Source organism: Brevibacillus migulae (assembly GCF_004521915.1).
Lineage (GTDB): Bacteria > Bacillota > Bacilli > Brevibacillales > Brevibacillaceae > Brevibacillus_F > Brevibacillus_F migulae.
Genome location: NZ_SDKD01000003.1, coordinates 291,334 through 307,147, shown reverse-complemented (window position 1 = coordinate 307,147; position 15,814 = coordinate 291,334). Strand labels below are relative to the sequence as shown.

The following is a 15,814-nucleotide window of genomic DNA, read 5'->3' as shown; positions in this document are numbered from 1 at the left end:
TCGTTTCACGCTTTTGCTGTTCAGTTTTCAAAGAACATTTTGTCGAACATTGGCTACTATATCATGTTTGTTCTCATTGAGTCAACAGTGAATTTTCAGCAGCTTATCGTTCATATTTTCCGTCGCTCGCAGCGACAAGATATAATCTAACACATGAATGAAATATAAATCAATAGAAAATAACGGAAACAATAAAAAATAATTTTTCGATTAACCCTTGTTTTTATTTCAGCTTTCTCCAGGCCACATATACAAGGAAATCTCTTTAGACATAAAAGGACCTTTCCCCTGTTCGTGAAAAATAGAATCTAGGAAAGGTCCTTTTGTTTTACAGCTTGTGACTTACACTTGAATCGAAAGTGAACTTCTCTTTTTCATAAATTGATAGACCAGAATGACGCACATGGTCACCATACCCGCCACGATCAGCAGCCATTCGTTAAAGATCAAACAAATCGCTGCGGCCACCAGCAGCAATCTTGCTGCCCAGTTCATCCTTGAAAAAATAAACCCTTCCGTAGCAGCGGCCAGCGCAATAACCGCCAGCAACGTCGTTAATGTAACGACCACGATTTCCAACAAGCCTGCCTTTCCGATCAGCAAAGCCGGCTTATATACAAAGATGAAAGGAACAATGAATCCTGCTAAAGCCAATTTGCAAGAAATCCATCCTGTCCGTTGCGGATCCGAGCCAGCGATACCTGCTCCGGCAAAGGCAGCTAAAGCGACTGGGGGAGTCAGATTGGCAATGACGCCAAAATAAAAAACGAACAGATGGGACACCAGCGGATCGATGCCGAATGCCGCCAGTGCAGGCGCTGCCATGGTCGCGGTAATGATGTAGCATGGGATGGATGGCAATCCGAGGCCTAGGATAATCGACGCCACCATGGTAAAGAACAGAGTCAGAAACAAGCTTCCCTGCCCCATCATCAGGATAATATTCGCCAACTTCAATCCAAAGCCCGTCAAACTGAACACGCCAACCGTAATGCCCACCGCCGCGCAAGCAACAGCCACTCCGAGCGTATCGCGCACTCCGTTTTCCAGCGCCTGCAAAATGTCCCGGAAGCCCATTCTGCTTGATTTGCGGAAAGCGGCTACCACGATCGTAGCGACAATCGTATAAAAAGCAACGATGGTTGGCGTATAGCCCAACATAAGCAGAACAACCAGCATGATAAGCGGCAGGAGCAAATGTCCCCGCTCCAGCAGGACATCCTTTACTCGCGGAATCTCGTCTTTTTGCAAGCCTTGCAGGTTATCGCGGTCGGCTCGCAGATGCACCTGCACCAACAGCCCAAAATAGTACATCAAGGCCGGTATGAGCGCCGCAGTAGCAATGCTGATATACGATACGCCCAATGTTTCAGCCATGATAAATGCGGCCGCCCCCATGACAGGCGGCAAAATCTGCCCGCCTACCGCAGCGGTCGCTTCCACAGCTCCAGCAAACTCCGCTTTATAGCCTACCCGCTTCATCATCGGAATCGTAAAGGAACCGGTCGTCACTACGCTCGCAACCGCCGAGCCATTAATCGAGCCGTGGATCGCGCTGGCGATAACCCCGACCTTGGCCGGACCGCCCTTGCTGCTGCCCGCCAGCGCCAAGGACAAATCATTAAACAGCGTACCCATCCCTGACTTGGAAAGAAAGGCGCCAAAAATAATGAACAGGATGATAAACGACGCCGAAACCGAAATCGCATCTCCGAAAATGCCTTCCGTCGTCACATACATATAGTTGAAAATATCGCTAAGAGTATATCCTCTATGCGCAAAGTCGCCGGGAAGATAAGCGCCCCAATAGGCGTATGCGATCGAGATAAGCGCCATGACTGTCAATTCCCAGCCAGCGATGCGCCGTGACGCCTCCAGCACCAGCAAGCAGGTGATTGTCGCAAACAGAACATCCAATGCGGATGGGATACCCCCGCGATTCACAATCTCCATGTAGAAAAGAAAAATATAGCCTGCCGTCCCCACCGACAGCAGTGCCAATATCCCGTCATAGAAGGCCAGCTTCTTCCGTGAAGCTTTCTTCCATCCCGGATAAAGCAAAAAGATGAGGCAAAGGATGATGGCTACGTGAAGCGAGCGGTGCTTTAACGTAACGATGGGTCCGGCATAGGCCGTATAAAGATGATAAAGGGCAAACGCAATGGCGATAACAGAAACGAAGAGCTTTAGCCATTTATTCTGAAAAAGGCGATAGCCCGCCTCCTTATCGTATTCCTCCAGAATCGCCTGCGCCTTCGCTTCATTCTCCAGGATCTCTTGTTCATTCGGCAGGTGTCCCTTTGCCGCCATGTGCCATCACTTCCTTTCAGGTTAGCGTGTATAGGTAACGGCACCACCATGGTCGCCATTGTACTTTCATTTCCAGCGAAGTATCCAACGGTACATAATCGGTCAACGTCCATGTATGCTCCCCGATGGTCAGCTTATAGTCGCTGCGGGAAATCAGATAAATCACACTGTTCCTGGTTTCCCCCAATCCCTTCACCTGTGCCCAGCCGTTCTCCACATGCATCGAAGCATGTTCAAACTGCGCCGGCACTCCAGCACCAAAGGATTGGAATGCGGTCTGGACCAGTTTGATTTGTGCGGGCCATTCCACCTCGTAAGTTTCTCTCCATGGTGTCAATTCGACGGAATGAATCCATTCCACCGTGACCTGTTCGTGAAAACTGACGGGAATCATTGCAATCGCTTGCTCCCCATGGAAGTCGGAAAGAATGAAAAAGGGTTGGGGCCCCATCAGGATGAGCCCCAACACGAGGAGGAACCCCTTCCAACGATTGCTTTTCATGAGACCCCTCCCCTATGGCAATGCCTTAATTCGCTCCTACTTCTTTAAAGTATTTCTCGGCTCCAGGATGAAGCGGTACGACGAGGTTTTTCCCCGCTTCTTTCACATCGATTTCTTTCGCTGCGCTATGCGCGTCTCGGAACGTATCCATGTTCTCAAAGAACGTCTTGGTGATTTTGTAGGCTTGGTCCTCAGAAAGGTCCCCGCGAATCAGCATGATGTTGCGGATCGCTGCGGTAGGAATAGGCTGCTCATTTTTATAGGTGCCTGCAGGGATTTCCGCTTTCACAAAAAACGGGAACTGCTGCGCCAGCTTATCAATGTCAGCCCCTTGGATCGGCACAATCTCCACATCCTTCGTTGTCATCAAGTCGATGACCGTCGCATTAGGCAGGCCGGATGTGACAAACGCTGCATCGATCGCATTGTTTTTCAGCTGCTCGATCGCTTCGGCATAAGAAAGATAGTCAGCCTTGATATCGTCATACGTGATGCCGTGTCCGTTCAGCACCATGCGCGCATTCACTTCCACACCGCTGTTCGGAGCGCCGACCCCGACACGCTTGCCTTTCAGGTCCGCCACCGATTTAATGTTGCGATCCTTCAACGTCACAATCTGCACGTAGTTCAAATACAGCCCGGACATTGCCCGCAGATCCTTGATTGCCCCTGTCTCCTTGAAGTTTTCCTGACCGTTGTAGGCAAAAGAAACAACATCAGACATCGCAAAGGCCAAATCAATTTTTTTCGCTTTCAGCAGATTCACATTCTCAACGGAGGCGCCTGTCGATTGCACCGATGCGTTATAGCCCAATTTTTCCTTGAAAACTTTGGCCATCGCTCCGCCAATGGTGTAGTACGGTCCGGAGCTGCCACCTGTACCGATCGTCAGGAACTTTTGCTCCTCACCGCTTGGAGCTGCCGCATTGCCTCCGGATCCGCCGGGAGTGGCAGAAGGCGCCGGCCCGCCACAAGCAGCAACGGTGAGCAGCAGCATAATGGAAAATAAAATGGAACATAGCTTTTTCAAAACAAGAACTCCCCCTTCTGTTTTTGCAAGCGCTTTCTTTTTTCGGTTATGTATACTAGCAAGCTTCGTGCCAAATCACCCAGACTACGTTGGCAAGCAGATGCCTTCAGCCACCACAAAAAAAGGGAAAATTTTGCCGCTTGTTCCGGCATTTTTTGCTGGTCGGAGGATTATTTCTCCTCTCCCCCATATTGCTTTAATTTATGGCGCAGCCCCCGCTCGCTGATTCCGAGCGCATGCGCGGTTTTTCGCCGATGCCCGCGATTTTCTTCCAAGGTATGGAGAATCAGCAGCCGTTCCGCATCTTCCAAGGAAGTGCCCACCGGGATATGAACCCCGTTTGCCGCTTCCGCCTGCTGCAAACGATCCAGCTTGTCCTGAAAAATGACCTGAGGGAGCTCCTCTTCTTCAATCAGCTGACCGCGTGAAAGGGCTACCGCATACTCGATCACATTGGCCAATTCCCGTACATTCCCGGGGTAGGAATAGTTGTACAGACGGTTCATCGCTTTGGGCGAGCACGTTTTCCTCGGCTTCCCCATGCTGTTGGCGCAAATCGTGAGAAAGTGCTCGACCAGTGCCGGGATGTCCTCCCTGCGCTCCCGCAAAGGCGGGGTATGGATCGGGATGACATTGATGCGGTAGTACAGATCCTCGCGAAACGTACCCTTTTTCACTTCTTCCGCCAGATTCCGATGAGTCGCGGCAATAATGCGAATGTCCACTTCCCGCGGCTCCAGACTGCCAAGCGGAGTCACGACCCGCTCCTGCAGGACACGGAGAATCTTGGCCTGCAGCGCCAAGGGCATTTCGCCGATCTCGTCGAGAAAAACCGTTCCACCGTTGGATTTTTCCAGCAGTCCGACCTTTCGCTGCAAAGCACCGGTAAAAGCGCCTTTTTCATAGCCAAACAGTTCGCTTTCCAAAAGCGTTTCCGGAATGGCCGCGCAATTGATGACGGAAAAGGGAGCATGCCGGCGGTTTCCCTCCATGTGAATCGCCCGGGCCACCAGCTCTTTCCCCGTCCCGCTTTCCCCCATAATCAGCACGTTGGAGGGAATATCCTTCACGCGTTCGATCACATCATAGAGCTCGCGCATGACCTGGCTGTTGCCAATCAGCCCTGCGTAAGTGTTCGTTTGCCTGATCGCTGCGCTCAGCTCCTTTACCTGCTGGTTGAGCTCCCTGTATTCCAATGCCTTTTTCAGCAGCACCCTGACTTCATCCAGATGGATCGGCTTCGAAATATAGTGGAAAGCGCCAGCCTTCATGGCGGCTACCGAGGATTCGATCGTACCGTACGCCGTCATCATGATGATCGGTACCTCCGCATTGATCGCTTTCAATTCGTGCAGCAGATCAAGACCGCTGGCAGACCCGAGGTTAAGATCCAGCAGGATGCAATCAACGGTACGGTCTGACAGCAGGCGAAGCGCCGTCTCCCGATCTGTCGCGGTGCTTACCTGGTATTCATCCTCCAAGGCAAACGTAAGGGAAGAGCAAATCGCCGGCTCGTCATCGATAATAAGTAGATTCAACAACATCGTATCCCCCCTCTATGTGAGTAACATCCGCTGGCAATCTCTCGAAACGAAGGGAAAAGGTGCTTCCCTCCCCTCGCTTGCTGCGCACATGAATGTCACCACCATGTTCCATCATGATTTTTTTGCTCAAATACAACCCCAGGCCGATACCTTGTACCTTTGTCGTGTAGAAGGGTTGGAAGAGCTGAGCCATTTTCGTTTCTTCCATGCCCTCCCCTGTATCGCTGAGCTCCAGGACGATTCCCTCCCCATCCTGTCGCATCTCCACACGGAGCTGTTTGCGGGGGCGATCGGTCATGGCCTCGATGGCGTTCATTACCAGATTGATCATTACCTGTTTGATCTGTCCTCCGTCCCCGATGATCCACACACCCGCCGGAGCATCCAGGTGCACTTCAATCTCTTCTGTGGCCAGCCTTCTCGCAAACAGCCCGATCACCGAATCAATCAGCTTGCCGACATCCACCCAGCTCCTCTCCCTTGGCTGGGTGCGGGAATAATCAAGCAGGTCCTGCAAGATTTTATTCATGCGCTCCACCTCTGCCGGCACATAATGCAGAAATTCTTCACGGAACCGATCATCCCCCAGCTTGCGAGGCAGCAATTCCACAAACGTCTTGATGGCGGTCAACGGGTTGCGCAGCTCATGGGCGATGCCTGCCACCAGCTGTCCGAGCGCACGCATTTTCTCCTGTATGATCAAGCGTGCTTGCAGCTGCTTTTGCTCGGTACGGTCTTGCAGACTGATGATCCAGCCTGCCGGTTCGCCGAAACGATTGAGGAAAGCGGTTACATAATAATGCAGGACTCGTTCCTCGCCTTGTTCCAACAAAAACTCGCCTGCCATACGCTCGCCTGCCTTGGGCAAAGCATGGATGAATGGCAGCTGCGGCAGTGCTTCATGCAAGGAGTGACCGCGGGCATGCTTGTCCAACCGCAAAAGCTCCCGCGCAACGCGATTGACCAGCGTAATGGTGTGCCGTGTATCCACCGAGATGATGCCAGACTCCATGTTGTCCAGCACTGTCCGTTGAAAGGACAGCATATCGGCCAGCGCAGCCGTTTGCCTGTTGACCTCTGCCTGCAGCCGCTTGTTCCAGAAAAAAATGAACACGAAACCAAAGAACACCGCGCCCACCAGTGCCGTCAAACCAATCACGATTTTCTTCCAAAAGTCAGTCAAATGCGTCGTATATGGTTCAAAATAATGGCTGTAGATACTGCTGTAAGTCCCATCCCGATGAATCATCGCCAAGCCTTCATTCAGATCGTGGAGCAATGCAACATTTCCTTGCTTGACTGCGAATGCATAGTCGGTAGGGTTGATCATGCCCGAGCGCATCTCGAATTCATCCCATCGATTGGCTTTGCGCAGCGTCAGCTCTGCCGTCCAGCGATTGCCGATGAAGGCATCGGCCCGCCCGATCATCAGGTAATGCAAGGCGTCCGGCTCCGAAAAAGCGATGAGCGGTTTTACTCTTCTGACACTTTCCGTCAGCTCCAAGGCCGTCCCTCCCCGGTGAACAGCAACGACTTTTTCCTTCAGATGATTGACCGTCTGGATGGTGGCATTGGTTTTGGGGACGATCAAGACATCCGACATGGTAAAATACGATTCCGTAAAATCAAACCATTCATCACGTGCGCTGGTATATTTCATCCCTGCGACTACATCAACCTTGCCTGCACGCAGCAGTTGGATCGCTTCTTCCCAATCAGCCGGGACATATTCCAGCTCATAACCGTTTTGCGCAGCCACCGCTCGCAGCAGATCCAGGCTAAAGCCGGTCATGTTGTTATGCTCATCTTGCTGGGAAAAGGGTGGAAGATTGCGATCAAAAGCAACCCGCAACGCTTTTTCTTCTGCCTTTATGGGCTGGGCAGGAGCCAGTAAAAGAAACATCAGGATGAGACAGAGCAACAATCGTTTGATGATGGGTTCCTCCTCTGACCGAATATTCTCCCCCTATTATACTGAAACTTTTCAATTGTAAGAAAAACTTCAATGGAAGCCCTCTCGAGGAAGTTGTCGAGCCTTCTTTAGAGAAAGTTTATCAAGCAGTATCAGGTTGATAAGTCGTGAAGTGTTTTCTTTCCGGTCCAGTAAAAAAGAAACCACTCTTCCAGCAGAAAAGTGGTTCCTCATTGGCATTATCGACGGCTATGTAATTCGCGCAGCACATCGTCGAGCGGCAATTTTTGTTCGCGCAGCAGCACGAGCAGGTGGAAGAGCAGATCGGCAGTTTCGTAGCGTAGCTCATCATGGCTGCGGTTTTTCGCTGCAATAATGACTTCGGAGGCTTCCTCGCCAACCTTTTTCAAAATTTTGTCTACACCTTTTTCAAATAAATAGGTCGTGTAAGAACCTTCCGGACGTTCTGCTTCCCGCTGTGCGATCAGCGCTTCCAATTCCGTGAGAACCGCAAAGCGGTTGTCTTCCAGCTCCTTGGACGGATCCACCTCGGTAGCCGGAGAGGTCATTTTTTCAACAAAACAGCTGTACGTGCCGTTGTGACAAGCAGGGCCATTCGGGACCACCTGCACGACCAGGGCATCCCCATCACAGTCATACGCGAGAGAAACGACCTTTTGCGTATGGCCGGAAGTCGCTCCTTTGTGCCAGAGCTCCTGGCGGGAACGGCTCCAGAACCAGGTTTCGCCGCTCTCCAATGTCTTTATGAGCGACTCTCGATTCATATAGGCAAGGGTTAGCACTTCTTTGCTAACCGCATCCTGCACGACTGCGGGAATCAGCCCAGCCTCGTCAAAACGCAATTGCTCCCAGGGAATCTCTATACTCATGGCCGAACCACGACTCCTCTCTCAATTAGCTCCCGTTTTACCGCTGCAATAGAGGTCTCGTCATAGTGGAAAATGGAGGCCGCCAGTGCTGCGTCTGCTTTCCCTGCTGTAAATACTTCCGTAAAGTGCTCGGCTGCTCCCGCTCCTCCCGAGGCGATCACGGGAAGCCTGACCGCTTCGGACACCGCTCGGGTCAAGGAAACGGCAAAGCCTGACTTTTCACCATCTGCATCCATGCTGGTCAACAGGATTTCTCCCGCGCCCAGCGCCTCCACTTCCTTGGCCCAGGCCACGACATCACGTCCGGTGCCATTGCGTCCACCGTGGGTGTATACCTCCCAGCGATCCTCCGTAACTTGGCGGGCATCGATGGCGACGACAATGCATTGCGAGCCGAAGACGGTAGCTCCTTCCCGCACAATCTCCGGTCGCAGCACCGCCGCTGTGTTGAGCGAGATCTTATCTGCGCCTGCACGCAAAATCCGTTTCATATCGTCGACGGAATTGATGCCTCCGCCTACGGTAAACGGAATCGTAATGTTCGCGGCTGTCCGCTCAATGACATCGATCATCGTTTTGCGCCCTTCATGGGAAGCGGAGATGTCCAGGAAGACGAGCTCATCCGCCCCTTCACGGCTATACTTGGCCGCCAATTCAACCGGATCTCCGGCATCCCGCAATCCGACAAACTGGACTCCTTTGACGACCCGTCCTTCTTTTACGTCCAGACAAGGAATAATGCGTTTAGCCAACATGGGAACCACGCTCCCCAATCAGTCGCAGCGCAGAAGTGAGATCAATCGCACCTGTATACAGCGCCTTGCCGACAATCGCTCCACTTACTCCCTCTGCAGCGGATGCGGCCAACGCTTCCAGATCGCTTGTCGCACTGACACCACCAGAGGCGATCACCTGCTTGCCAGTAGCTTTTGCCAGCTCGACGATTTCCGTGATATTGGGCCCAGTCATCGTGCCATCACGCGCAATATCGGTATAAATAAACGTTTCAGCTCCATATGCCGCCAGTTCGTTGGCCAAATCGACCGCTTTTACATCCGTCGTGGTCAGCCAGCCTCTCGTCGCCACATAACCGCCGCGGCAGTCAAGCCCGACTGCTATCCGGCCCCCGTACTGCCCCAGCACTTTTTCGGTAAAGGGCCGATCTTCAATCGCGGCAGTACCCAAGATTACGCGTGCTACACCTGCTTCCAGATAAGCAGCAATATCTTGCTCGGTACGAATTCCACCGCCGACTTGTACGGGAACCGTCACCTCTTTTGCTATCGTGCGAATCAGCTCAAAGTTGGCTGGTTTGCCTTCTTTTGCACCGTCGAGATCCACCAGATGAATCCACGTTGCCCCTTTTGCCTCCCACTCTTTCGCGACAGCCGCAGGAGATTCTCCATACACGGTTTCTTGCGCATAGTCTCCTTGGAAAAGACGGACACATTTCCCACCGCGTATATCAATGGCTGGATAGATAGTGAAGCTCATCGAAGTACCCCCTCACAACGTCCCGCAAAATTGGCCAGAAGCCGCATTCCGGTCTCTCCGCTTTTCTCTGGGTGAAACTGCATGCCGTATACATTGTCCCTCGCGACGATCGCCGTGACAGCCTGATGATAATCGCAGGTCGCCAGCAAATCGCTCGCTTGCTTGACCTTCACATGGTAGGAGTGCACGAAATAGACGTAGTCTCCTTCATTCACGTCTGCAAGCAGAGGATGCTCCGGTTGGGCCAACTGCAGTTCGTTCCAGCCCATGTGCGGGACTTTGTAATCGCCCTGAAATTTGACGACCTTTCCCTCCAGCAAGCCCAGACCTTTGTGGGATCCATGCTCTTCGCTTTCGGAAAAAAGCAGCTGCATCCCGAGACAGATACCGAGGATAGGGCGGCCACCCTCTGCATATCCGCGGATGGCAGCATCCAGACCCAAGTCCCTGATGTTGCGCATCGCATCGCCAAAGGCGCCGACTCCGGGGAGAATCAGCCCTTCGTACTTGTCCAGCGCCTCAGGCTGCGAGACGAATTCGTAGGCGTATTCCAGACGTTCCAGCGCTTTCCCCAAGCTATATAAATTTCCCATGCCATAATCGATGACCCCGATCATGTTACAAAACCCCTTTGGTGGATGGGACACCTTTTACCCGTGGATCGACCTGTGTCGCTTCATCCAGCGCTCTGCCCAGCGCTTTGAAAATCGCCTCGATCATATGGTGCGTATTCATGCCATAGTGCAGGATCACGTGCAGATTCATCCGTGCTTCCAATGCCAGCTTCCAGAGGAATTCATGCACGAGCTCGGTCGGGAATTGCCCTACCTGCGCAGATGGATAAGCAGCGCGGTACTCCAGATGAGGACGATTGCTCAAGTCGATTACGACCTGTGCAAGGGATTCGTCCATTGGTACAAAAGCGTTTCCGTACCGCTTGATTCCTTTTTTATCGCCAAGCGCTTCCCGCAGCGCCTGCCCCAGGCAGATCGCAATATCTTCAACAGTATGGTGGTAGTCGATTTCGATATCCCCTTTGGCTTGGACGACCAGATCAAAGTGGCCATGGCGGGTGAACAGATCGAGCATGTGGGTCAAAAAAGGAACGCCGGTATCGAGCTCGCTTTTTCCTTCCCCGTCAATGGCGAAGGCAAGCGAAATATCCGTCTCATTGGTTTTCCGATCGACACGCGCGAGGCGCTGCTGGTTATCTCCCATTGAAATCATCTCCCTTGGCAACATCATCTAAGCGTACTTGAATCGCACGTGCATGGGCACGCAGACCCTCCTGCTCGGCGAGTGCAACTATTTTTTTGCCGTTTCTCACAAGGTCTTGCTTGCTATAGGAAACGACGCTGGATTTTTTCACAAAGTCATCCACGGACAGCGGTGAGGAGAAGCGCGCTGTGCCGTTGGTCGGGATCACGTGGTTGGTGCCGGCGAAATAATCGCCGACAGGCTCGGAGCTGTAAGCACCCAGGAAGATTGCACCCGCATTCACCACTTTTCCCAGATGTTCGAAGGGCTCCGCGATCAACAATTCCAAGTGCTCCGGCGCCAAACGATTCACCACGTCAAAGCCTTCTTGCAGATCCTTCACGATGCAGATGGCGCCATGGTTGCGGATGGATTGCGCGGCGATGTCTTTGCGCGGAAGCTCTTGCAGTTGGCTCTCCAGCTCCACAGCCACCGCCTCTGCCAACCGCCGTGACGGTGTGACCAACACAGCAGAGGAGAGGACGTCATGCTCCGCTTGGGACAGCAGATCCGCAGCCACATAGCGCGGGTCTGCCGTATCATCGGCGAGGACGACGATCTCACTCGGTCCCGCTACCATATCGATGTTCACCAGACCGAACACCTCGCGCTTCGCCAACGCCACGTAGATGTTTCCCGGACCTACGATTTTATCGACGGCAGCGATCTGCTCTGTGCCATAGGTCAATGCCCCAATCGCCTGCGCTCCCCCGATTTTATATACCTCGGTCACACCTGCGATGCGCGCAGCCACCAGGATGGCCGGATTCACTTTCCCGTCTTTTCCCGGAGGTGTCGTGATAACGATCTCGGAAACGCCAGCGATTTGCGCAGGAACCGCATTCATCAGGACCGAGGAAGGATAGGCAGCTGTTCCCCCTGGCACATACAGTCCGACGCGTTGCAGCGGCCGGATGATTTGTCCCAGCATCGTTCCGCTCTCTCGGGTCGTCATCCAAGACTGGCGCACTTGTCTGCGATGATAGTCACGGATGTTTTCCGCCGCTTCTGTCAGGGCCACTTTCACCTCAGGAGATACCAGCTGCTCGGCCTCCTGGTATTCCTCTGCAGTAACGCGAAAATCCTGCAGCAGGACGCGGTCAAACGCTTCCGTATAGTAGCGAACCGCTGCGTCGCCTTCCGCCTTGACCTTGGCCAGAATCGCGCGAACGGCTTCCTGCTGCTCGTGAGTCCCGCCATCCAGACTGCGTCTTGTATCAAAATTCGCTGCTTCCACCAAACGGATCATTCCCGTTTCCCTCCCTCAAGCACGTTCTATCTTTTCGGTATGACCTGCAAAAATTTTTGCGCGACATCGTCAACCGCCTCGCTTTTCATCCGATAGCTTGCCCGATTGGCAATCAGACGCGTCGTGATGTCGCATATATGCTCAAGCTCCACGAGTCCGTTTTCACGCAGTGTCTGTCCCGTGGACACAATGTCCACGATCCGATCCGCCAGGCCAATCATCGGAGCCAATTCAACCGATCCGTTCAATTTGATCACTTCCACCTGCTGTCCTTGCTGACGGAAATATCGGGATGCGATCCGCGGATACTTGGAGGCGACACGCGGCGCTTCCGTCGGCTTCCAGCCTGGCAATCCGGCAACCATCATCCGGCAGTATCCAATGCGCAGATCGAGCAGCTCGTATACGTCACGCTCTTCCTCCAGCAGCACGTCCTTGCCGACAACGCCTACATCTGCGACGCCATACTCGACATAGGTCGGCACATCCGTCGGCTTCGCCAGGATAAACTGGAGATTGGTCCCTTCAACGGGAATGATCAGCTTGCGCGAATCCTTCAATTCTGCGGTTACATTCAAGCCCGCTTGCTGCAAAAAGCCGACCGCTTCCTCAAAAATCCGCCCCTTCGGCATGGCGATCGTCAATTTTGGTTCTTCCTTGAAAGAGCTGCTCATTCGCCTTCCTCCTGTCCCTGCAAGAGTATCCAATTGCCCGCAGTCTCTTGCATCGCCTGCTCGTACTCAGCCACACTGGCAAACAAGCGCGTGACCACGATGTTTCCAGCCTGGCGCAGACGTTGGGCCTCGCGCAAAGCTTCGTCCCGCTTTCCAGCTGTATAGCCGATATAGGTCTTTGCGGCAGCAGGCTGTGCCACCAGACTCGTCACCTGCATCAAGCGATCCATTTTCAATGCGAAGCCGGTAGCTGGAGCCGGCCGGCCAAATTGGGCGAGCAGATGGTCATAACGCCCTCCCCCCAGCAAAGGGGAGCCCAGATCTGCTGCATATCCTTCAAACACGATCCCCGTGTAATAATTCAGATTGCTGATAAGATTAAAATCGAGCAGCAAATCATCCGTGACCCCGTAAGCCTCCAGCGCTTTCCACAGAGATGCCAAGGTCTCCACCGCCTTGCGTGCTTTTCCGTTCACCGTCAGATCGTAAGCGTCGGCTATTTTCCTGCCGTCTCCGCGCAAATGGAGGAGTGTATGCAACCGCCGACGATCGTTCTCTGTGATGGACAGCTCCTCCACGGTTTGGCGATATCCGACGTAATCCCGATCATGTAAAAATTGCTGCAGTTGTGCTTGAATTTCGCTGTCGGCGACGATTTCTTCCAGCAGACCGTCCACGAAATCGATATGACCAATCGCGATTTTAAAGGATGGAACCTGGGCCGCCCGCAGCGCGAATACGGCAAGCGCGATCGCTTCTGCATCCGCATCGACGGAAGCGTCCCCGATTAATTCCACACCGGTCTGGAAAAACTCGGCATCCCGTCCCGCTTCTTTTTCCTGTGCACGGAATACGTTGGCCTGATAATAGAGGCGGATGGGCATCGGCACATCTTTATAAAGGGACGAGACGACACGCGCGATCGGTGTTGTCAAATCAGGCCGCAGCACCACGGTATGGCCTTGCTTATCCAAAAGCTTAAACATCCGATCAGCCAATGTCGCACTGGCTGTTCCGACGGTATCGAAATATTCGAGAGATGGGGTATATATTTCAGCGTACCCCCATTTTTCTATGCAGTTGCGAAGAGATGCTTCCAAGTGACGCTGTTTTGCCAGTGATTCCGGCAATATATCTCGCATGCCCAGCGGCTTTTCAAACCCAAGCGGTCTGGTCATCATGGTTCCCTCCCACAAACACTTTACTCTGCTAATGAATTAAAGCATTAGAAGTTAAAAGAAGATTATCACGGAAATGGTGGCTGGTCAACCGTGATTGGAATTGTCGCACAATTCACTTGTCGGCAGACACGAAATAAGCCCTGTCCACCTATGTGACAGGGCTTCTTCCCATTTTTTCGTTAGTTCCTAGACAGACTCCCGGATGATCCGCATCGGGTTGCCGCCTACGAATGAACCTGACGGGACATCTTTATGTACAAGGGTCCCCGCAGCTACGACCGCCCCTTCTCCGATCACAACCCCTGGCAAAATCGTGGAGTTGGCACCGATGAGCACCCGGTCTTCAATGACCACTTCTCCCAATCGGTACTCATCGATGAGATATTCATGCGCCAGTATGGTCGTATTGTAGCCGATGACGCAATTCTTCCCGATCTTGATGTACTCGGGAAACATGATGTCCATCATCACCATCAACGCGACAGCGGTCTGATCTCCTACCTCCATGCGCAGAAACGTGCGGTACAACCAATTTTTCCACGAAAGAAAAGGGGTATAACGGGCGATTTGGATGACGATAAAATTTTTAACAACTTTCCAAAAGCTTACGGTCTGATACATTTTCCAGAGCGGATTGACTCCATTGACCGGAAACCTCGTTGTCCGTCTCATGCAAGTCCCCTCTTCTTTATAGATCTAGGTCGCTATCCTCAATCGCTTCTGTGAGCTTCTTGGTGAAATGAACCGCTGCATTATAGCCCATCCGTTTCAGGCGGAAATTCATCGCTGCTACCTCAATGATGACGGCAAGGTTTCGCCCGGGACGTACCGGCACGGTGATCAGCGGAATTTCACTGTCCATGATTTTGATCTTTTCTTCGTCCAGACCCAATCGTTCATACTGCTTTTGCTGTTCCCATAGCTCCAGACGAACGACCATGGCGATATTTTTCATATTGCGGACTGCGCCGGCCCCAAACATCGTCATGATGTTGATAATCCCTACGCCGCGAATCTCCAACAGATGCTGAATGAGATCTGGCGCGCTTCCTACCAGCTGCCCTGCCTGTGTCTGTCTGATTTCCACCGCGTCATCCGCAACCAGACGATGCCCGCGCTTCACCAGCTCCAGTGCCGCTTCGCTTTTGCCGATACCGCTGGATCCCATGATCAGTACACCCACGCCATAGATGTCGGTCAATACGCCGTGAATCGTCGTCGTCGGAGCCAAGCGATTCTCCAAAAAATTAGTCATCTTGCTGACCAATGAGGTTGTCGCCAGCGGTGATTGGAGCACCGGGATGTTCCGCTCATTGGAGATATCCAGCACTTCCTGACATACCGGCAGATTTCGCGCCACGCAAAAACACGGCGTCTGATCGTCCATCAAAAATTTCATGCGCTCGATCCGTTCTTCGCTGGAGAGCGTCTCCAAAAACTCCATCTCCGTCAATCCAAACAACTGTATGCGTTCGGCTGGATAATGGGAAAAGTATCCGGCTAGCTGAAGACCTGGGCGACTCAGATCCGTGACAGAGATTTCTCTGCCCAGTCCATCCTCACCGCTCAGTACCTTCATCTGAAAATGTTCGACTACATTGCTTACTTTTGTCTTGCGCATTATCCTCTCTCCTCTCAGCCGGAACCACCATGGATGCATGCCTGCCATTATTGTAACGAACGAGAAGCCCTTTCGACAACCTGACCAATCATATAGATTTACACCAATTGCTTCTATCAAGTAAGATGAAAGTGGGAGTTCAGAATCTTT

15 protein-coding genes are annotated in these 15,814 nt (G+C 52.6%); all 15 read right to left on the bottom strand.

Annotated features, from left to right (window positions below):
* Nucleotides 1–342 precede the first annotated feature (342 nt).
* Nucleotides 343–2,310: a TRAP transporter permease gene (locus EIZ37_RS05500; protein ID WP_134683565.1), complete on the bottom strand. Its 1,968-nt coding sequence runs from the start codon at nt 2,308–2,310 to the stop codon at nt 343–345.
* Nucleotides 2,311–2,326: 16 nt separating this feature from the next.
* Nucleotides 2,327–2,812: a DUF1850 domain-containing protein gene (locus EIZ37_RS05495; RefSeq protein WP_134683564.1), complete on the bottom strand. Its 486-nt coding sequence runs from the start codon at nt 2,810–2,812 to the stop codon at nt 2,327–2,329.
* A gap of 25 nt (nt 2,813–2,837) precedes the next feature.
* Nucleotides 2,838–3,842, bottom strand: coding sequence for a TAXI family TRAP transporter solute-binding subunit (locus EIZ37_RS05490; protein WP_134683563.1), 1,005 nt, complete (start codon nt 3,840–3,842; stop codon nt 2,838–2,840).
* 170 nt (nt 3,843–4,012) lie between these two features.
* Nucleotides 4,013–5,386 carry a sigma-54-dependent transcriptional regulator gene (locus EIZ37_RS05485; RefSeq protein ID WP_205683786.1) on the bottom strand — a complete coding sequence of 458 codons (1,374 nt, stop codon included), beginning with the start codon at nt 5,384–5,386 and terminating at the stop codon, nt 4,013–4,015.
* On the bottom strand, nt 5,358–7,238 hold the full coding sequence (locus EIZ37_RS05480) for a transporter substrate-binding domain-containing protein (protein ID WP_235827892.1): 1,881 nt from the start codon (nt 7,236–7,238) through the stop codon (nt 5,358–5,360). The genes EIZ37_RS05485 and EIZ37_RS05480 overlap by 29 nt, the downstream gene beginning before the upstream one ends.
* A gap of 299 nt (nt 7,239–7,537) precedes the next feature.
* Entirely contained in the window at nt 7,538–8,188 is a 651-nt protein-coding gene (gene hisIE / locus EIZ37_RS05475) for a bifunctional phosphoribosyl-AMP cyclohydrolase/phosphoribosyl-ATP diphosphatase HisIE (RefSeq protein WP_134683561.1), read from the bottom strand.
* Nucleotides 8,185–8,943, bottom strand: coding sequence for an imidazole glycerol phosphate synthase subunit HisF (hisF, locus tag EIZ37_RS05470; RefSeq protein WP_134683560.1), 759 nt, complete (start codon nt 8,941–8,943; stop codon nt 8,185–8,187). The genes hisIE and hisF overlap by 4 nt, the downstream gene beginning before the upstream one ends.
* Nucleotides 8,933–9,682: a 1-(5-phosphoribosyl)-5-[(5-phosphoribosylamino)methylideneamino]imidazole-4-carboxamide isomerase gene (hisA, locus tag EIZ37_RS05465; protein WP_134683559.1), complete on the bottom strand. Its 750-nt coding sequence runs from the start codon at nt 9,680–9,682 to the stop codon at nt 8,933–8,935. Before hisA ends, hisF begins: the two co-directional genes overlap by 11 nt.
* On the bottom strand, nt 9,679–10,299 hold the full coding sequence (hisH, locus tag EIZ37_RS05460; RefSeq protein ID WP_134683558.1) for an imidazole glycerol phosphate synthase subunit HisH: 621 nt from the start codon (nt 10,297–10,299) through the stop codon (nt 9,679–9,681). Before hisH ends, hisA begins: the two co-directional genes overlap by 4 nt.
* A 1-nt stretch (nt 10,300) precedes the next feature.
* Nucleotides 10,301–10,900, bottom strand: coding sequence for an imidazoleglycerol-phosphate dehydratase HisB (gene hisB / locus EIZ37_RS05455; protein ID WP_134683557.1), 600 nt, complete (start codon nt 10,898–10,900; stop codon nt 10,301–10,303).
* Complete coding sequence (gene hisD, locus EIZ37_RS05450) at nt 10,890–12,188, bottom strand: histidinol dehydrogenase (RefSeq protein WP_407921115.1); 1,299 nt, start codon at nt 12,186–12,188, stop codon at nt 10,890–10,892. Before hisD ends, hisB begins: the two co-directional genes overlap by 11 nt.
* 26 nt (nt 12,189–12,214) lie before the next feature.
* Nucleotides 12,215–12,862, bottom strand: a complete 648-nt coding sequence (gene hisG / locus EIZ37_RS05445; protein ID WP_134683556.1) for an ATP phosphoribosyltransferase — start codon at nt 12,860–12,862, stop codon at nt 12,215–12,217.
* Nucleotides 12,859–14,040, bottom strand: coding sequence for an ATP phosphoribosyltransferase regulatory subunit (locus EIZ37_RS05440; protein WP_134683582.1), 1,182 nt, complete (start codon nt 14,038–14,040; stop codon nt 12,859–12,861). Before EIZ37_RS05440 ends, hisG begins: the two co-directional genes overlap by 4 nt.
* Nucleotides 14,041–14,229: 189 nt before the next feature.
* Nucleotides 14,230–14,715, bottom strand: coding sequence for an acyltransferase (locus tag EIZ37_RS05435; protein WP_134683555.1), 486 nt, complete (start codon nt 14,713–14,715; stop codon nt 14,230–14,232).
* Between the two features lie 16 nt (nt 14,716–14,731).
* Nucleotides 14,732–15,664: an HPr(Ser) kinase/phosphatase gene (gene hprK, locus EIZ37_RS05430; RefSeq protein WP_134683554.1), complete on the bottom strand. Its 933-nt coding sequence runs from the start codon at nt 15,662–15,664 to the stop codon at nt 14,732–14,734.
* Between the last annotated feature and the right edge of the window lie 150 nt (nt 15,665–15,814).